Source organism: Brachybacterium alimentarium (genome assembly GCF_002332425.1).
Lineage (GTDB): Bacteria > Actinomycetota > Actinomycetes > Actinomycetales > Dermabacteraceae > Brachybacterium > Brachybacterium alimentarium.
Window position 1 is genome coordinate 125716 of sequence record NZ_NRGS01000002.1, and the last position, 19010, is coordinate 144725.

Here is a 19010-nt window from a genome sequence, read left to right on the forward strand (position 1 = left end):
CAGCAAGCCGGCCCTGTGCCCGGCGGCGGCCCCCGAACGTCGGCCCGGGGGCGTCAGTCCAGGAACGGGTCCAGGCCCCATTCCGGGAAGGCTCCGCGACGTGCGGCCTGGATCGCCCGGTCCAGCGCGGACTCCGGATCGAAGCCCTGCTCCCAGTCCCGCACGTCGAGCGGGCGCCCATCGCCGTAGGTGCGGATGGAGGGTTCCGGGGAGACGCCGTGCTCACCGCGCGCCCGGGCCTCCGCCTCGAGGTAGGCCTCCGGCAGCGGCGCGGTCGGGTCGATCGCCTCGCCGGTGGCGACCGCGAGCAGCTGCGCCCACGAACGGGGCACCACGTCGATCACCGCGTAGCCTCCCCCGCCGAGCGCGAGCCAGCGGCCGCCGCACACCTCGTCGGCGAGCTCGCGCAGCATGATCATCACCTCGCGGTGAGCCTCCAGGGAGACGGAGAAGTCCGCGAGGGGGTCCACCCGGTGGGTGTCGGCCCCGTGCTGGGTGACCAGCAGCGTCGGCCTCACGGCGCGGACCAGGGCGGGAACTGTGGCGCGCAGTGCCCGCACCCAGCCGTCGGCCGTGGTCCGGGGCGGCAGCGGCACGTTGATGGCCGAACCCTGGGCGTTCGCTCCCCCGGTGTCCTGCACGAAGCCGGTGCCGGGGAACAGCCGCTCCCCCGTCTCGTGCACCGACAGGGTGATCGCGCGCGGCTCGTCCCACAGCGCGAGCTCCACGCCGTCCCCGTGGTGCACATCGGTGTCGATGTACATCACCCGCTCCTCCCCGGAGTCCAGGGCATGCCGGATCGCGACCGCTGCGTCGTTGTAGACGCAGAAGCCCGAGGCGCTGGCCGGCCGTGCGTGGTGGAGGCCTCCGGCGATGTTCACGGCGTGGCGCACCTCGCCGGAGCGGATCGCGTCGATCGCCGCGATGGAGCCGCCGGCGATCCGGGCCGACGCGGTGTGCATGCCCGGGAACGAGGGCACGTCATCGCCCCCGATGCCGAAGCGGATCAGGTCCTCGAAGACATGCCCCTCGCTCGGCGCGGAGGCGCGGCGCACTGCGGCGATGTAGTCCGCATCGTGCACGCCGCCCAGCTGCTCGTCGCTCGCGACGAACGGCTCGATCGTTCGCACCCCGGGGCGGTCCAGCACGCCGGAGGCGCGGGCGAGCTCCCGGGTCAGGGTGAGTCGCACCGGCGACATCGGGTGGTACGGACCGAAGTCGTACTCGCACAGGTCATCGGACCAGACGATCCCGCAGGTCCCGGCGACGTCGGCGCCGGCGCCGACGGTGGCGGCGGCATCGGGCAGCGCGGGGGCGGGATCCGGGGTGGACGCATCGGCAGGCATGAGGGGAAGCGTACCCAGGGCCGTGCGCCGCCGCTCACGATGCCGCGGACCGCTCTCCCGCGGTCGTAGACTTCCGCGGACACGACCACCGGTCGCCGGAACACTAGGGGGAACGGGATGATGGACCGCGAATCGAGGGCCGCGCTCCGTCGAGCGCCGGTGCGGCCGACGACCTACCGGCTGCGCAGCATCGCCGTGTCCCTCCTGAAGGTCACCCCGGCACGGCTCGCCCTGGCGGGCTTCACCTTGATGATCGTCCTGTTCACGATGCTGCTGATGCTGCCCTCGGCGACCGCCTCCGGCGAGCGCACCTCCCTCGTCGACGCAGCGTTCACCGCGGTCTCCGCGATCTGCGTGACGGGCCTGTCGACCGTCGATACCGGGATCCATTGGTCCACCTTCGGCCTCACCGTCATCATGATCGCGATGAAGCTGGGCGGCCTGGGGCTGATGACCCTGGCCTCGCTGCTGAGCCTGTCGGTGATGCACCGGCTGGGCCTCGCCCAGCGGGTGCTGACCGCGACCGAGACCCGCGCGGAGCGGCTCGCCGAGGTGGGCGGCGTGCTGCGGATCATCCTCATCACCTCGACCGCCTTCGAGGCGGTCACCTTCGTGGCCCTCACGCCGTACATGATCATCACCGAGCACGGGGTGGGGCGCTCGATGTTCCTCGGCCTCTTCTACGCGATCAGCGCCTTCAACAACGCCGGCTTCGTCCCCGAGGCGCAGGGCGTCGCGCAGTACCTCGGCGATCCCTTCTTCTCCATCCCGATCGCGCTCGCGGTGTTCGCGGGCTCCCTCGGATTCCCCGTGGTCCTCGTACTGGTCAAGAAGCTGCGCACCCCGCGCCGATGGAGCCTGCACGCCAAGCTCACCCTCACCACCACGGCGCTGCTGCTCGCGCTCGCCTGGCTCGGGTACCTGCTGCTGGAGTGGGCCAATCCGGCGACCCTCGGCGAGCAGCCGTGGCACACCAAGCTTCTGGCCTCCGGCTTCGCCGCCGTGATGCCGAGATCCGGCGGTTTCGCGACCCTCGATGTGAACGCGCTGACGCCCGAGTCGCGACTGCTCACCGATCTGCTCATGTTCATCGGCGGCGGCTCCGGATCCACCAGCGGCGGCATCAAGGTGACCACGTTCGCGCTGCTGATGCTGTCGATCTGGGCGGAGATCCGCGGCAACCCGGATGTGGAGGTGTTCGGGCGTCGCATCCCCCACGAGACGATCCGTCAGGCGATCGGCGTGCTCGTCATGAGCGCCACCGTGGTGTTCCTCGCGGTGTTCCTGCTGCTGCGGATGACGAGCTTCTCGCTGGATCAGTCCCTGTTCGAGGTGCTCTCCGCGTTCGGCACGGTGGGGCTGTCCACGGGGATCACCCCGCATCTGCCCGCTGACGCGAAATGGGTGGTCATCGCGTCGATGTACGTCGGCCGTCTGGGGCCGATGACGCTCGGCGCCGCGCTCGCCCTGCGGCGGCGCTCCCGCATGGTCCAGCTCCCGATGGATCGTCCGATCGTCGGCTGAGGGCCCGGACGGCGCCGGCCGCCGCCACGTCCTCCACCCACGGCGGCGGCGACGGCCGGTGGGCCGGGAACTCGAATGCGCAGGAACCCGACTGCGCAGGAACGACGGATCGTAGACTGTGCCCGCCGCAGGGTGCCTCGTCACCCGCCGGCAGGCCCCGAGAAGGAGAGACGACATGGCACGCAGAGCTCGCGACGAGGGAGTGCTCGTGATCGGTCTGGGCCGCTTCGGCGCCTCGATCGCCCTGACCCTCGAGAAGCTGGGCACCCAGGTGCTCGCCATCGACTCCCAGGAGGAGCTGGTCCAGAAGTACTCCGGCCAGCTCACCCATGTGGTGCGGGCCGACGCCACCGAGCCCGAGGTGCTCGACCAGATCGGTGCCGCGGACTTCTCCCTCGCCGTGGTGGGCGTGGGCACCTCCATCGAGTCCAGCGTGCTCATCGCCGCGAACCTCGTGGACCTCGACAAGCCCGTGATCTGGGCGAAGGCGATCTCCGCGGCGCACGGGCGGATCCTGCAGCGCATCGGCTGCCATCACGTCGTCTACCCGGAGGCCGACGCCGGCAAGCGCGTCGCCCATCTCCTCAACGGCCGCCTCATGGACTTCATCGAGTTCGACGACGGCTTCGCGATCGTCAAGATGCGGCCCCCGCGCGAGGTGCAGGGGATGACGCTGGCGGAGTCCGACATCCGGGCGAAGTTCGGGGTCACCGTGGTGGGCGTGAAATCACCGGGCAAGGACTTCACCTACGCGGTGCCCGAGACCATGGTCTCCTCGCACGACCTGGTGATCGTCTCCGGCCACACCCACCTGATCGAGAAGTTCTCCAACCGGTCCTGAGCACGGCCCCAGCCGGTGCCCTCCACCCCTGGTACCGGGCTCGGCCCTGATGCCGGGCTCAGCCCTGATGCCGGACTCAGTCTGGTGCCGGACTCAGCCCTGGGTCATCTCGCGCGAGGTCTGTGCCGCCGCGGCCATCGCCGCGGCGACGCCTGAGCGCACGCCCTCGCGCTCGAGAGCGGCGAGGCCCTGCACGGTGGTGCCGCCGGGGCTGGAGACCCCGTTCTTCGCGACCGCGGCGTGCATCCCGCTCTCCAGCAGCATGGTGGCCGCACCCCGCACGGTCTGCTGCACGAGGGAGTCGGCGAGGTCGCGCTTCAGGCCCAGGCGCACCGCCTCATCGGTCATCGCCTCGATGAGCGCGAACACGAACGCCGAGAGCGAGCCGGCCGCGCCGATGAAGGCATGCACCTGCTCCTCGGTGATGTCGACCGCGACGCCCGCACGAGCGAACAGGTCGTGCACGAGGCGGTGCTGCTCGTCGGTGACCGAGCCGCCGCGCATCATGCCCACGGCGCCCTCCCCCACCGAGATCGGTGTGTTGGGCATGGCGCGCTCGACGCTCCGGCCCTTGGGCAGGGCTCCCTCGATCTGCGCGAGGGTGATCCCGGCGGCCAGGGAGATCACGACCGCGCCGGCCGGGACCTCGTCACGGATCGCGGAGGCCAGGTCGAGGAGCTGGTACGGCTTCACGCCGAGCACGACGACGTCGGCGTCCTCGAGCGCCTCGGAGCGGGAGGCGGCGGCGCGCGCGCCCAGCTCCTGGGCCGCACGCTCGCTGCTGGCCGCGGTGGAGTTGGTGATCCGGAGGTTCTCGGGGCGCACCCCGGCGGCGAGGAAGGTCCGGGCGACGGGCCCGCCCATGTTGCCCGCGCCGATCAGCGCGACACGCACGGCGGAGAGATCCGTCCGGCTGGCCGCGCCGTCCCGGTCGGAGGTGGGGGTCGAGGCTGATGCGGTGCTCTGCGATGTGGAGTCGGTCATGCCGACCAGGGTACGGCGCAGCTGCTCAGCCTCGGGCGCCGCGGCCGGTGCGGGGATCGGCGTCTGGGCCCGCGTCGGGGCCGACGGGCGCGCTGTCGGCGTCCGCTGCCCGGGCCACCTTCCTCGACTCGACGAGCACGAGCAGCTGCACGGCGAGGATCCCGAGCACCGCGAGCCCCAGCAGCAGCGGCCAGTCGGCTCCCGGCGCCTGCAGGGATCCCGCCGCGTCCTGCCAGGGCCACAGGCTGCGCAGCGCACCGATCATCACGCCAGCCAGGACGATCATGGTGCCGCGATGGTGATGCACGAGCAGGTGCCGCATGGCCCGCACGATCACGATGAGGCCCACGCACGCCCACAGGCCGAACCAGGCGATGTATCCGAGGTCGCGCTCGTCCACGGCCTGCAGGGTGGGCTGGTAGAGCCCGAGGCTGAGCAGAATGAACGAGCCGGACACACCGGGCAGCACGAGGGCGCAGATGGCGACCGCGGCGGCGGGGGCGATGATCCACGGGCTCGGCTCGAGCGAGGCGGTCGGCAGGGAGGTGACGACCAGGCCACCTGCGGCGCCGAGGGCGAACAGCAGCAGCTCGCGGCCTCGCCACGCGCCGCCGGAGAGCTTCACCGGCACCAGGACGGAACCGAGCACGAGCCCCAGGAACAGTCCGCGCATGGTCTGCGGATGCATCTCGACCAGGCCGGCGACGGGCCCGGCGACGGTGAGCACCGCGGCAGCCATCCCGATCAGCAGCGGGATCACGAGGACCCAGTTGATCGCGCGGAGGTGCTCGCGCATCCCCTCGGCGCGGTCCGGGCCGACGACCAGCCGGCGTGCTGCCGCGGTCAGGTGGTGACCGGCATCGATCAGCTCGTCGTAGATCCCGGTGACCAGGGCGACCGTGCCGCCGCTGACTCCGGGCACCGTCTCGACGACCCCGATCAGGGCGCCTCGCAGCAGGTTCCCGAGCGGGTTGCGGTGGCGCGGGAGCGGAGGGCGTTCTCCCTCGACGGTCACGTCCGGCGACGAGGGGAGGGGATCGGCTTCCGTCATGCTCCGAGCCTACGGGGCGCGCTCCGCAGGCGCGTTATGGTCTTCGCCATGAGTGCGCGCCTTCACCTGCTATACGGGTTTGCCGGGCAACGACCACCTGGCGGGGCTGCTCGAGGAGCCGACGGCTGAGGAGGGCCTCACGGTCCTCGAGCACTGACATGGCCCGAACGCTGACACCGGCCGAACGCTGTGACACCGTCCGAACGGTTCCACGGCCTGAGCACTGCCACGGGGTGGCGTGCTGCCATGACCGCGGTGCGGCAGTCGCTGCGCTCCGGGGCGAGCCGTGGTCGTCAGCGGCCGGTGCCCCAGTGAGGCGGGACGTCCCCGGCGATGCGGGCGTCGTTGGACTCGTCCACGCCCGGTTCGGGAGCGTCCGCGTCCACGCGGTTCGGCAGGATCGGCCGGCGGGACGACGTGCGCGCATCGCGCTCCGCGGGCTCACCGTCGTCCCAGACGATGGGCTTCCCGGTCACCGAGGAGATCACCACGCGGCCGCCGTGCCCGGACCCACCGGCCCCGGGGCCACCGCTCCTGGGGGCGCCGGTGCTCATTGGCGCTCCTGGTAGCGGCGGATCGCGCTGGAGACGGAGACGTCCAGCAGCACGGAGCGCTGCTCGAAGCCGAGGAAGCTGCGCACCTCGGTGGCCAGATGCTCCTCGAGGCGGGCACGGCCGTCGGAGCAGATGTACTCCACCACCGCGTCGAAGTCCTCGCTCGAGTAGAAGGAGAGCTGGTGGCCGGCAGGGATCTGCGGTCGCGGCAGACGGTGGCGTACGGTGCCCACGCCCTGTGGGGACTCGGAGAGCTCCTCGGTCTGGACCAGGCGCAACGCCCGCTCCACGGCGCGGCGGATGCGCTCGGCCTCGCCGTCGGGATCGATGAACAGCGCCCAGGACCAGACCCGCTCAGCGGCCCAGCCGGCCGCTTCGAGCCGCTCGGCCCGTAGACGGTCGCGCTCGCGCTGGCTCGCGGTGCCGACGTACCGGGCACCGTCGGTGTCCACGGCGAGCAGCAGGCGCCCGGGCAGGTCGGGATGGCCCAGAGCCAGTTCGATGCGATCCGAGGTGAGCCCGAAGTCGCTCTCGACCAGCAGGCCGAGCCGCCACAGACGATCGGCGAGATCCCGCACCAGCGCGTCGGTCTCCAGCTCGCGCGGTGTGTGGGGCTCGCCGGTGTCGCCGGGCGCGACGTCGCCGGCCCCACCGGTGACGCCCTCGGCATCGACGCCCGCAGGGTCGCCGTCGACCGTCCTCGCACCGGAGGCCGTCTCCGTGCCCCCGGCAGCCTCTCCCCCGTGCTCGGAGGATCCGTCGGCCGTGGTCGCCTCGCCGCCCTGCGCCTGCGCCGAGGCGTGCTCCTCGAATGCACGCGAGTCGGCATCTGGTGCCGCTGCGTTCGCGCTGTTCGCCGGCGCGTCCGGGTCCGCAGCCGCGACGGACGCACCGTCCGGGTCGGTCTGCCCCTCGACCGCCTCGCCGGCGCTCTGCGGGGATCCGGCGGATTTCCGGGCCAGGGCCGCTTCGATCGCGGCGTCCATGTCGTCCTCGGAGAGGTCGGTCTGCTCCTCTGCTTCGGCGGGGGACGCCGTCGCCTCCTCCGCGTGGGGCGGGGGGACCGGCGACTGCCGCGGCTGCTCCGGATCCGGCGGAGCGATCGGCTCGTCGCGCCCGGTGAGCGCGGCGACGTGCGGGATGACGGGGACGTCGGGCCCGCCCCGCAGCACCCACAGCATCGCCCGCAGGTCGTGGGCGCCTTCGCTACGCAGCCGGGCTTGGTCGAGGTCCTGCACGTCGATCGAGGAGACGACCGTGGTGCGCCCCCGAGCTCGAGTGATCACCGTGGCCAGCGCCTTGCGTCCGCCGGCCTCGGAGAGCGGACCGAAGCGGTGCAGGAGACGGCCGTGCGGGGTCTTCCCGAAGCCCACCGAGACGATGATGTCGTCGCGCAGGATCGAGGTGGCCTGGGCCGCGGGGAGCACGGTGAACACCTCGCGGGCGGCCGGATCGAAGTAATCGCGCAGCGCCGGGATCACCGAGACGGTGTTCATGATCCGGTCCATGAGCCGACGGGCGTGCTCGTCGGTGAAGGTCAGCACCGCGAGGGAGCGCTCGGGTCTGGTCCGGGCATGCTCGATGACGAGGTCGGTCACGCGGCGCAGCTCGGCCTCGGTGCTCTCGACGTACTCCATGCCCTCGGTGACCGGGCCGCGACCGTTCTCGACCACCACCAGTCGGTCCTGCTCGGGCACGACCGGGCTGGGCACCGCGAGCACCTCGCCCACCAGCGCGCGACGCTGGGCGAAGGTGCGCAGGCCCTCGGTGGCCGGATGCACGTCGCGCAGCAGCTCGACGTGCGGCGCGATCCGCAGCATGTCGTCCAGCAGGCTCGGGGCGGCGTCCCCGCCGTATTCGAGAGGGTCGCCCACCACGACGGTCTGCTCGGCGCGCACGATCGACGGCAGCGCGGCCGCGGTGGGCAGGCGCCCGCCGTCCGCCACGATCAGCACGTCGAAGTGGCGCCCGCGCGGGATCACCTGCGGCACCAGGTAGGGCGAGGCGATCCAGGTGGGGCGGGCAGCGAAGAGGATGTCCTCATACTTCGCGGCGAGGTCCCGGATCGACACCGTCGAGGAGCGCGCCAGCTCGGCGATCGCGGCGCGGGACGTGTCCGGGTAGGACTTCATCGTGCGCACACGGGTCTCGTCGGCCGCGGCATGCACTCGGGCCGACGCACCGGCGAGGTCCTCGGAGTCCAGGCGCCGGAAGCGCTCGGCCACCTCCGACAGGGAGGTGCCGTCGTACTGGGAGATCGTGGGCTCGGCGCCGGCGATGAGCTCCAGGACGCTGCGCCACCAGCACAGCTCGAGCTCGGCGCCGACCTGCTCGAGCGGGACGCGACGGGCGCGGAGGTCCTCGACCAGCTCGCCCAGTCCGTCCAGCGAGAGGCGGCGCAGCAGTTCGGTGCGCCGCGGCAGCGTCTCGAGGTCGTCGCGGTCCGCGGCCAGGGCCTCGGCGCGCCGCTCGAGCTCGTCGAAGTCGGTGCGGGCGAGGTCGACACCGGCCTCGGTGCCGTCCAGCAGCACGGAGAGCTCGTCGAGGATCTTCTGGGTGCGCTCGACGGTGCGGTGGGCGCGGTCGAGATCCGCGGGGAGCATCGGGGTCGACAAGCCCGAGGGTCGCTTCGCCGTCGCGGTGGGCGACTCGGCCGAGGCCGGCGACGCGGACGCGGACGTCGTCGTGGAACCCGCCGTCGATTCGGCATCGCCTGTGGGTGCGGCGGTCGCCGCCACCGAACCGGTCGAGGTGCTGTCTGCGGGCTCAGCAGTCTCAGCGCTCGCGGCGGTCTCGGCATTCGCAGCAGTCCCGGACGCGGACGGGATCTCGCCGGCCCCCGCATCGCGGGCGGGCGTGTCCGCCTGCGGCGTCACGGCCACGCGGCGCCAGTCGCTCGCGACCTGCCGCGCCTCGTGGAGCTCGCGGTGCAGATCCGGGGACAGCGACGCAGGTCGCTGCAGGGCGGCGGCCTCCTTGCGGAGCCGGCGCCGCAGGCCGAAGCCCATCACGACGCCGTGCTCTGCGCGCCAGGACTTGTCAGCGGTCGCAGCCACGAGATCGGCCAACGGAGCGCTGAACACGGCGGACTGGAAGGTCGCCAGCAGCGACCGCACCCGGTCCAACAGGGTCAGGCGCTCGATGAGCTGGTGCAGCGTCGTCGGGGCGGCGAGGCCGAGCTTCCCGCCCGTCTCCTCGGCGGCAGTGCGCAGCTGGGGCAGGATCTCCTCGCGGAGCTGGTCGATGAGCTCCTCGGCCCGAGCGGCCTGGGTGTCGGAGCTGATCGGGGCGCCGTACCAGGTGGTCTCCTCCGGGCCGCTGGTGAGCACGCCCACCTCGGCGGCCTCACGCAGGACCTCGGCGAAGCGCTCACGTTCCGTGCCGATCATCTGGGCGGCGACATCGGCCCGGAGGCGCACGCGGGTGCGCGGCGACGGGCGCAGCCGGGTCAGGGCGGCGAGCGCGGAGATGGCGTCGTGGGCGGAGGCGTCCCAGGGCTGCTGCACACGATGCATCGCCTCGACATGACCGACCAGGATGTCTCGCATCTCGCCGAGCTCGGCCGGGGACCCGTCGTCCGGCCCCAGACCGTGGGTGCCGGCGCGGCGCAGACTGCGCAGCAGGGCCGCGGAGGCGTTGCGCTGCAGCGAGGGGTCCGGGGACAGGTCGAAGACGAGCTCGTCGAGCTGGCGACTCTGCGCCGACGCGACCAGCTGGGTGAGATTGCGCCGCCGCTGGGAGACGATCAGGACGCTGCGGCCGCGGGCGTTGAGCTCCTCGGCGAGGTCGACCACGAGGTCGAGGCTCCCGGAGCCGGGCGGCGCGGCCACCGCGAGGTCCTGCCCGGCCAGGACCCGGGCCAGCACGCCGCGATGGTCGGGATCGACGGCGGCGACCAGCTCGTCCTCGGGGACCTCCGGCACCTGGTCGTCCGTCTCGTCGCTGCGCACCACGGCCTGCGCCTCGGCGTCACCCGCGAGGGCGGCGACCACGGGCGAGGCGACCCAGTCGGTTCGCTCGGCCGCGAGATCCTCGGCCACGGAGCCGGCGGCGTCCATGAGGTTGCCGACCACGAGGGCGTGGGTGACACGGAAACCGGGCAGCGGCTGTCCGAGGGAGCGGAAGGCGTCGAGCACGGGGGTGGGGTCGAAGCCGTGGGTGCTGTCCGTGGTCGCGAGCAGCGCGCGGGCATCGACCGCGACACCGGCTTCGCGCAGCGAGCGCAGCAGCACGGGGTTCAGATCGGCGGTGGTGTCGACCTCGAGGTCGACGTCCTCGCGGGCATTGCCGCGCAGGCTCAGCGTGATCGGACGCACCAGCACGGGGGCGTGGATCGGGGCGGAGCCGTCCTCCGGGTACCAGGTGGCCTCGCCGATGCCGAGATGGCAGGTGGTCAGGCCGACCTCCTCCGCATGGCGCTCGGCGATCTCGCGGATGGTGCGGGCGTGAGCACGCGCGTCGGCCAGGGCCCCCACCTCCCGCACCAGGGAGGACAGTCGCGTCGGGCCGCGGCCGGCGAGCAGCTGGGCGAGGCCGGAAGGGTGCGAGTGGGTCAGGTCCAGGACGGTCGCGCCGGCGCGGAGCTGGGTGAGGAACGAGGGGGCCGTGACGCCGCCGGTGATCTGCTGCGCCCACCGGTCCAGGGCGTCGGCGACCAGGTCCTCGCGGCTGAGGGGGCGGTGCTCACGGGGCACGGTGGGGAGGTCGTCCTCATCCTGCTCCGGGGCGATCCCGGCTCCCACCTCGTCGAGGTGACGGTCCACGACCACGTCGTAACGGCCCGTGCCGGATGCGCCCACCCCTGAGCGTGCAGAGCCTCCGGTACGGACAGTGCTCGCCACGGACCTCGACGCCGTCGCCGACGTCCCGTCGTCTGCGTGATCGCCGTCGGCCCCAGCGGCGCTGCCCCCGCGCGCCTCTGCGTCGGCCTCGGAGGCCCTCTTCGCGGAGGCCCGGTGTTCGCTGGCCAGAGCCGACAGGGCATCATCGCGAGGACTCGCGTCCGCAGTCGGTCGGTCAGAGCGCTTCTTGCCGCGCAGGAGGTTCCACATGGTGCAACACGCTACCGGGGCGGCGCGGTCAGCACGTGCAGGCGTGCCGTCGCATGCCACCCCTCCCTGCACAACCTGCTCACACTGCGGGCCCCAGCGGGGCGCTCCCGGGGAGGGCGACCAGAGGGCGAGCAGGCCGGTTCAGGGCCCTCGCCCGGACTTGGGGCTCAGAGGTCGGGGTGCAGTGGTCGAGGCTCAGGGGTCGAGGAGGACGCGAAGGTCGAGGTTCAGACCTCGTGCAATCGCACCGACGTCTCCTCGAGGTGCGCGCGCAGATCCTCGGGGACAGGACCGGCGATGATCAGGTCGGTGAGCACCGAGACCGGGCAGATGCCGGCGAGCGCACGATGGCCGACCTTGTCCGCCGTGGCCAGGCCCACCACTCGCCGCGAGTGACCGATCATGATCCGCGTGACCCCGGCCTCGGCATCGGAGTTGCAGGTCAGACCGGCACTGATGTCCAGACCCACGGTGCCCACGAACATCGTGTCCAACCAGAGATCGCGCATCGTGGCGGTGGCGAGCGGACCGGTGAGCTCGAAGGAGTAGGGCTCGGCCACGCCTCCCAGCACCACCGTGCGCACGGAGGGCCGCAGCACGGCTTCGGTGGCGATGTTCAGGGCCGCGCACACGACGGTCAGGCCCGGGGACCCATCGCGGGAGTCGATGTCAGGCCGGGCGACGGCACGGCGCGAGGTGGAGGTGGTGGTGCGCCCACCGTTGAAGCCGATGATCTGTCCCGGCTCGACGAGCCCGGCGGCCCGATCGGCGACCCGTTCCCGCCGCGCGGAATGCTCGTCGGTCGTGCGGGGAACGGTGGCCAGGGAGTAGGCGACGTCCACCGCGACGATGCCGCCGTGGGTGCGCCGCGCCAGCTGCGCCCGCTCCATCTCCCGGAAGTCCCGCCGCACGGTCGATTCACTGATGCCGAGCTCCTCGGCCACCTCTGCGACCGTCAGCCGCTTGGAGCTCGACAGCAGCGTGAGGACGTGGTCCCAGCGCGAAGAGCGATCGGTCGGCGGCTTGGCGCGCGGAGCGCTGCGCTCTGATCGCGGCCCAGCGGGTGCCTCCTGCTCGAAGGGCGTCGGAGACGACGCCGACGACGCCGACCGGGCACCGGACGCAGAGCCGGCGGACGGCGCCGAGGAGGCGGATCCGGGTGTCGCGCCGAGGTCTGTCCGACGGGCCGCGGCGGGGTCCGCGCGCGAGCCGGGCCGGGAGGCTCCGGCACCTGTCGGCTTCTGGTCACGAGAGGAATTACGCAGATTCACGCAGCCAGTATTGCGCGGATTGACCGGACCCTCCCGGGAAATGGTCAGAAGTCGTCAGGATCGGGACGATCTGCAGGTCACGTTTGAGACACGACGATCGGCCGACGTATGTTGATCGCAACGCCCCGCTCGGGGCGGTTCCGCGAACGAAAGGACACCGCATCATGGGCTTCGACGACGCGCTGAACAAGGCCAAGGACGTTGCTGGCAAGCATTCGGACCAGGCGAACCAGGGCATCGACGCCGCGACCGACAAGGTCAAGGATCGCACCCCGGACCAGTTCGACAAGCATGTCGACAGCGGCGGCGATGCCGCTCGCGACCAGCTCGGACTCGGCGGGGACAAGGACAAGGGCGGCAAGGGCGACAAGAAGAAGTGATCGCCCGTCGCTGACGACGAAGAAAGGCCCCGACGTTGCGTCGGGGCCTTTCCTGTCCGTGGGTCACTCGTGGCTCCTCGTGGATCCGCGCGTCTCCCGTAGAGATCCGGGCGTCTCCCGTGGAGCCTGGCCTCTCCCGCGGACCCGGGCAGCTCTCGCGGACCCGGCTCGCCGCCGGTCTCGCGGGTTCAGCGTGCCGCGCCCAGTGCGGGATCAGCACCGGGCAGCCCGACGGAAGGTCAGCTGCGCTTGCGGAGCACGAAGAACGCGACGAGCGCGGCGATGACCACGACGCCGCCCACCACGCCGAGCAGGATCGGCATCGAGGAGCTCTCCTGCTCCGGAGCCTCCTCGGCGGACGGCGCGGAGGACTGCTCGCCGCCCGCGTCGCTCGCGGCGGCGTCCTCTCCCCCGTTGTCGCTCGGCGCGGCGGCCTGATCGGTGCTGTCCTGCTCGACGGAGATCCCGAGGTTGCCCTCGATCGGGTGACCGTCGCTCGAGACCACGCGCCACTGCACGGTGTAGTCACCGGCGGGCAGGGGCTCCTCGAGGGTGGCGGTGACATCCGGCCCCTCGACCGTCGGCTCGATGTCCGCGATGGTCTCGCCGGACTCGTCGACGATCCGCACCACCGGGCTCACTTCGAGCACGTTGTCGGAGTAGGTCAGCGTGATGGCCTCCGGAGAGGTCTCGAGGGTGTCGCCATCGGCCGGATCCGAGGAGATCAGGGTGTCGTGGGCGAGTGCGGGTGCGGGCAGCATCGTGACGACCGCGACCATCATCGCGGCGCACAGCGCGAGCAGGGTGAGAGGTCGGAGGGAGGCACGACGGAAGGTCATTGGCATCACGCGAGCAGGTTACGCCAGCGCGTGTGCGCATGGCCGGGACGTTCGGCCCGGTCTACGAGGGCGCGGATCTGGGCGAGGTACGGCTCGGTGTCACCGTCTGCCGGATCAGGCCTGCGGCAACGGCACCGCGTGCTCGAGGACCGGCAGAGCCTTCCGGGCGGCGCGCACTTCGGCGAGATCCAGGTCCACCAGCAGCAGTCCCGGAGCTCGGCCGAGCTCCTGACGGATCTGCCCCAGGGGCCCGATCACGGCACTCTGTCCGATCCCTCGCGCCGCCCTGCCCTCGTAGTCGGCCGGCGGAGCCTGATCCGCCGCGAGCACCACGCACGTGGAGTCCAGGGCGCGGGCCTGCAGCAGCAGGCGCAGCTGCTCGCTCTTGCCGGACCCATCGGCCCAGGCCAGGGGCAGCAGCACGGCGTGGGCCCCGCGCCGGGCGAGAGCGGTGAACTGCTCCGGGAAGCGCACGTCGTAGCAGGTGGCGATCCCGAGCCGGGCGCCGCCGAGATCGAGCGTCACGAGCTCGGTGCCCGGTGCGACGGTCTCGGACTCCTTCGCCCCGTAGGCGTCGAAGAGATGGATCTTGCGGTATTCGAGCTCGAGCCGCGAGCCGTCGTCAGCGGGTCCCCGGAGGATCACCGTGTTGTGCACGCGACCCCCGTCGGCCGGTGTGAAGGAACCGGCGACCACGATGAGTCCGTGCTCCTGGGCGAGCTCGCTCACCAGGCGGTCGAAGGCCTCGTGGGAGGCATCGGCCGCCGCGCGCAGATCGGTGCCGAAGGGGGCGAGCGTGGCCTCGGGCAGGAGCACCAGCTGCGCTCCGGCCTCGGCGGCCGAGGCGACCGCGGAGCGCACCGCGCACTCGGTGACCTCGAAGGCCTCGTCGACCTCGATCTGAGCGAGGGCGATGCGGGGGCCGGCGGCACGCTGCGCCTCCTCGAGAGCGTCCGGGGTGTCGATGTCTGCTCCTTCTGCGCCGTTCGGGGCGCGGGTGGTCAGCTCGTCCTCGCCGAGCTGGGCGTACAGGCGGCGCAGGCTGAGATCGGCCCATCCGCCCTCGTTGCGCTCGACGGCGGTCACGGCGTCGCGCAGGCGGTTCAGCGGCCAGGCGGCGCAGAGGAACTGTATCCGGCCGTCCTCACCGGCGAGAGCGGCGACCTTCTGCTCCGCCGTGCTCGTCTCCAGCAGAGCGGTGAGCGTCTCCGGACGCAGCAGCGGCATGTCGCCGCCGAGCACCAGCACTGCTGAGACGCTTCCCGGCACCTCCGCGACACCCCGCGCCAGTGCGGCGAGCGGGCCGGAGCGGGGCGGATCCTCGAGCACGAAGCGGGCGTCGTGTCGCTGTGCGAGTTCCCGGCCGTCGTCCCCGTCAGGTCCCACCACGACCCGGTGGCCGACGGGCGCCGTGCGCAGCACCCGCTCCAGGGTCGTCGCCCCGGCGATCGGGACCCGCGTCTTGTCCCGACCGCCGAGCCGGGAGGAGGTGCCGCCGGCGAGCACGACGGCGGCAGCGGTGGCGGAGGTCTCGTGGAGCTGACTCGACATGCCTCGATCCTGCCATGGGCGCTAGGATGACGACGCTTCGCGCGTCGTGGCATGACGACGACCGACGCGGAGGATCGCCCCCGTAGCTCAGGGGATAGAGCACCGCTCTCCTAAAGCGGGTGTCGGACGTTCGAATCGTCTCGGGGGCACTGAGCAGACCAGCACGGATAGCCGTCGCCGTACGGCCCGTGAACAGCGGTCACGACAACCGCAGGACTCCGCATAGGCTTCGCCCATGGCTTCGGGACACTCCCACTCTCATCGCGGACGTGCCCCCGCTACCCGTCGGTCGCGCACGATCCTCGTCTCCCTCACGACGGCTCTGCTGCTGTTGACCGTGTTCGGGCTGGTCGGGCTGTGGCCGGCGGCGGATGCCCGGCCCGAGAGGGCCGCGCTGCTGGCTCCTGGCGTCGAGATCCTCTCCGCAGAGGTCACGAAGCTTCCGCCGGATGCACAGCCGCAGGAGTCGATGGTCGTCGAGGCGACCGGGCGCTCCGGCGACATACGGGACGAGAGCGTGCAGGTCGAGGTCACGCCCGAGGTCGCCGCTGATGGCATCCACCCGGGCGATCGGATCCGCATCCTCTCGATCGACGAGGCGGGCGAGGGCGCGCCCTATTTCTACTTCGACCACGAGCGCGGCGTCCCGCTGGGCGCGCTGTTCGTGCTGTACCTGCTGGTGGTCGCCCTGGTGGCGCGGGGCAGCGGTCTGCGCGCGGTCCTCGGGCTGGCCGCCGGCGTGGCGATCGTCGTGCTGTTCATGCTGCCGGCGATCCTCGCCGGCGAGAACGCCGTGCTGGTCGCGCTGGTCGGCAGCTCCGCGATGATCTTCCCCTGCGTCTACTTCGCCCACGGCATCTCCATCCGCACCACCACGGCGGTGCTCGGCACGTTCGGGGGCATCGCGATCACGGTCGTCGCAGCTCTCGTCGCCGGCCGCCCGGCCGGGATGACGGGCACGGAGGGCGAGGCGGCCCAGCTGCTCGCGGGAAGCTTTCCGGAGGTGTCGCTCTCGGCCGTCTTCCTGGCCGGCGTGATCATCTCGGGTCTGGGTGCTCTGAACGACGTGACCATCACACAGGCGTCCTCGGTGTGGGAGCTGCGCGCCGCGATGCCGTCGGCGTCCCGCTGGAAGGTGTTCTCCTCAGCGATGCGGATCGGGCGCGACCACATCGCCTCGACCGTCTACACCCTCGCCTACGCCTATATCGGGTCGGCGCTGCCCACCCTCCTGTTCGCCTCGATGCTGGAGCGCTCGTTCCTGGGAACGCTCACTGCCGGGGAGGTCGCGGCCGAGGTCTTCCGCACCCTGATCGCCTCGATCGGCCTGGTGCTCGCGATCCCGCTCACCACGGGGATCGCCGCGCTCCTCGCGTCCAGCCAGGCCTCCCCCGCCGAGAAGACGGGCAAGCCGGTGCGGACGTCCCGTCGCCAGATGCTCGAGGATCGCCTCGGCGACCTGTGAGCCGCCCGTCCCGGTCTGAACCGCTCGTCCCGATCGAGCGTCTACCCGGGTAGCGTGATCGGGTGACTCCCACCACCTCGACTCCTGGCCCCTCCGCTCCTGACTCCTCGGCCCCTGATCCGTCCACCTCGGTCGGCGCCTCCGCCGAGGCCCCCTGCTCCCCGTCGTTCGCCGACTTCTCCGACATCGACGGCTTCCTGCGCGTCCCCCGCCTCTCGTCCCTGGCCACAGGGCCTGACGGCCGCGTGGTCGCGGCGATCCAGGAGGCCGACGAGAAGGGCGCGAGGATGGTCTCGTCCCTGTGGGAGCTGGATGCGACCGGTGAGGAGCAGGCTCGTCGGCTCACGGTCTCGGCCAAGGGAGAGAGCGCGCCCCGGTTCGCGCCGGACGGCTCGCTGCTGTTCAGCTCCGCCCGCCCGGATCCCGAGGGCGGGGCCGAGGACGACACCGCAGCGATCTGGCGCCTGCCCCGCACCGGCGAGGCCCGGGTGGTCGCCTCTGCCCCCGGCGGGCTGTCATTGCTGGCGGTCGCCGACGACGGCACCATGCTCGGCGCGTCCAGCGTGCTCCCCGGGGGAACCCTCGCAACCGACGGCGAGCGCCGGACCGCGCGCAAGAACGCGAAGCAGACCACGATCTGGCACACCGGGATGCCGATCCGGCAGTGGGACCACGAGATCGGCGACGAGAGCCGACGCCTCGTGCTGGTCTCCGTCGACGGCGACCTCACCGATCTCACTCCGGACGTCGGCACGGTGACCCTCTACGCCGCCTCGGCGGACCTCTCCCCCGACGGCGCCACCGTCGCGTCCTCCTGGACCCAGCGGGTGCGCGGCGGGGAGACCCGCAGCTCGATCGTGCTGATCGACACCGCCACCCTGCGACGCGTCGCCCTGCTCACCGCGGACGACGACGCCCAGTACGGGGACCCTCTGTTCTCCCGGGACGGCAACCGCCTGGCCGTGATCCGCTCGACCGCCTCGAGCCCGACCGACACCAGCTACAGCCGCCTGGAGATCCATCCGATCGGCGGCGGCGAGCCGGTGACGGCCCAGCTCGGCGATCTGAGCATCGGCGACGTCGCGTGGGCCGATGACGGCACGCTCCTGGTGGCCGGCGATCTGCACTCCTCCGGCGCGATCCTCGCCGTCGACCCGGCGACCGGCGCCTCGCGCACCGTGGCCGAGCACGGCGTCTTCTCCTCGCTCGCTCCGGCGGCCGACGGGTCTGTCGTCGCCCTGCGCAGTGACATCGCGACGCCGTCGCGTCCGGTGCGGATCTCGGCGGAGGGCGCTCCTCGTGAGCTGCCTGCCCCGGGCGCGGTCGGCGCGCTGCCGGGCACCCTGGAGTGGGTGGAGACCGACGTGGACGGGATCAACGTGGGCGGCTGGCTGTGCGTGCCGGATTCCGCCTCGGCCGCGACGCCCGCCCCGGTCATGCTGTGGATCCACGGCGGCCCGCACGGGTCGTACAACGCCTGGAGCTGGCGCTGGTGCCCGTGGCTCGCGGTGGAGCGCGGCTACGCGGTGCTCCTGCCGGACCCCGCGATGAGCAGCGGCTACGGGGACGCCGGGCTGAACCGCGGCTGGCCGCGCCTGCCCGACGTGGTGTTCCGCGAGTGCGAGACGCTGTTCGATTCCGTGCTGCCCCGCCCGGAGCTCGACGCCACGCGCACCGCGATGCTCGGGGCCTCCTTCGGCGGGTTCATGGCGAACTGGATCGCCGGGCACACGGATCGCTTCGACGCGATCGTCACCCACGCCGGGCTGTGGGCCCTCGAGCAGCAGCACCGCACCACCGATGCCGCGGCCTCGAAGATGCGGGTGCATCAGCATGAGGACGAGGTGCCCGAGTGGTACCGCCAGTACTCCCCGCACCGCGCGGCCGCGTCGATCAACACCCCGATGCTGGTCACCCACGGCAACCGCGACTACCGGGTGCCCATCAGCGAGGCGCTGCGCCTGTGGTGGGATCTGGTCTCCGCCTGGGACGGCCCGCCCGAGACGATGCCGCACCGCTTCCTGCAGGTGACCAGCGAGAACCATTGGGTGCTCACGCCGTCCAACGCCCTGGCCTGGAACCAGACGGTGCTCGCGTTCTGCGATCAGCACGTGCTCGGCGCGGATCCCGTCCCGGACGTCCTGCCCTGGTGA

Annotated in this window: 13 protein-coding genes and 1 tRNA gene; 6 read left to right on the plus strand and 8 right to left on the minus strand. The window is 72.2% G+C overall.

All coding sequences use genetic code 11. The features are described 5' to 3' along the window. Nucleotides 1–53: 53 nt before the first annotated feature. The gene (locus tag CIK71_RS01060; RefSeq protein ID WP_096163338.1) at nt 54–1346 is read right to left on the minus strand and encodes an acetoin utilization protein AcuC; all 1293 of its coding nucleotides are present in this window, start codon (nt 1344–1346) and stop codon (nt 54–56) included. 117 nt (nt 1347–1463) lie between these two features. Between CIK71_RS01060 and CIK71_RS01065 the strand changes: the two genes are divergently transcribed. Both CIK71_RS01065 and CIK71_RS01070 read left to right on the plus strand, forming a co-directional pair. Continuing rightward, nucleotides 1464–2870 carry a TrkH family potassium uptake protein gene (locus CIK71_RS01065; RefSeq protein WP_096163339.1) on the plus strand — a complete coding sequence of 469 codons (1407 nt, stop codon included), beginning with the start codon at nt 1464–1466 and terminating at the stop codon, nt 2868–2870. 175 nt (nt 2871–3045) lie between these two features. Continuing rightward, entirely contained in the window at nt 3046–3711 is a 666-nt protein-coding gene (locus CIK71_RS01070; protein WP_096163340.1) for a potassium channel family protein, read from the plus strand. A gap of 93 nt (nt 3712–3804) precedes the next feature. Here the strand turns inward: CIK71_RS01070 and proC are convergent, their stop codons facing one another. The 5 genes from proC to CIK71_RS01100 all read right to left on the minus strand — a co-directional run bounded on the left by proC (nt 3805) and on the right by CIK71_RS01100 (nt 12622). Then, nucleotides 3805–4695, minus strand: coding sequence for a pyrroline-5-carboxylate reductase (proC, locus tag CIK71_RS01075; RefSeq protein ID WP_096163341.1), 891 nt, complete (start codon nt 4693–4695; stop codon nt 3805–3807). A gap of 25 nt (nt 4696–4720) precedes the next feature. Then, the gene (locus CIK71_RS01080; RefSeq protein ID WP_096163342.1) at nt 4721–5746 is read right to left on the minus strand and encodes a DUF368 domain-containing protein; all 1026 of its coding nucleotides are present in this window, start codon (nt 5744–5746) and stop codon (nt 4721–4723) included. Between the two features lie 293 nt (nt 5747–6039). Continuing rightward, nucleotides 6040–6300, minus strand: a complete 261-nt coding sequence (locus CIK71_RS01085; RefSeq protein WP_096163343.1) for a hypothetical protein — start codon at nt 6298–6300, stop codon at nt 6040–6042. Then, a complete protein-coding gene (locus tag CIK71_RS17915) occupies nt 6297–11099 on the minus strand; it encodes a hypothetical protein (protein WP_420807324.1) in 4803 nt (1600 codons plus the stop codon). Before CIK71_RS17915 ends, CIK71_RS01085 begins: the two co-directional genes overlap by 4 nt. Before the next feature lie 479 nt (nt 11100–11578). After that, entirely contained in the window at nt 11579–12622 is a 1044-nt protein-coding gene (locus CIK71_RS01100) for a DeoR/GlpR family DNA-binding transcription regulator (protein ID WP_245857248.1), read from the minus strand. A 164-nt stretch (nt 12623–12786) separates the two neighbouring features. Between CIK71_RS01100 and CIK71_RS01105 the strand changes: the two genes are divergently transcribed. Then, nucleotides 12787–13002 (plus strand): antitoxin, encoded by a 216-nt coding sequence (locus tag CIK71_RS01105; protein WP_096163344.1) that lies wholly within the window; start codon nt 12787–12789, stop codon nt 13000–13002. A 239-nt stretch (nt 13003–13241) separates the two neighbouring features. On the opposite strand, the gene CIK71_RS01110 is transcribed toward CIK71_RS01105, so the two are convergent. Both CIK71_RS01110 and CIK71_RS01115 read right to left on the minus strand, forming a co-directional pair. Beyond that, a complete protein-coding gene (locus CIK71_RS01110) occupies nt 13242–13847 on the minus strand; it encodes a copper resistance CopC family protein (RefSeq protein ID WP_245857252.1) in 606 nt (201 codons plus the stop codon). Nucleotides 13848–13955: 108 nt separating this feature from the next. Next, the gene (locus CIK71_RS01115; protein WP_096163346.1) at nt 13956–15392 is read right to left on the minus strand and encodes a nitrilase-related carbon-nitrogen hydrolase; all 1437 of its coding nucleotides are present in this window, start codon (nt 15390–15392) and stop codon (nt 13956–13958) included. A gap of 76 nt (nt 15393–15468) precedes the next feature. On the opposite strand from CIK71_RS01115, the gene CIK71_RS01120 reads away from it, so the two are divergent. The 3 genes from CIK71_RS01120 (at nt 15469) to CIK71_RS01130 (ending at nt 19010) form a co-directional block, all read left to right on the plus strand. Next, nucleotides 15469–15541, plus strand: a tRNA-Arg gene (locus CIK71_RS01120). Between the two features lie 86 nt (nt 15542–15627). Further along, nucleotides 15628–16857 (plus strand): YibE/F family protein, encoded by a 1230-nt coding sequence (locus CIK71_RS01125; RefSeq protein ID WP_096163347.1) that lies wholly within the window; start codon nt 15628–15630, stop codon nt 16855–16857. Nucleotides 16858–16919: 62 nt separating this feature from the next. Next, a complete protein-coding gene (locus CIK71_RS01130) occupies nt 16920–19010 on the plus strand; it encodes a S9 family peptidase (protein WP_217990132.1) in 2091 nt (696 codons plus the stop codon).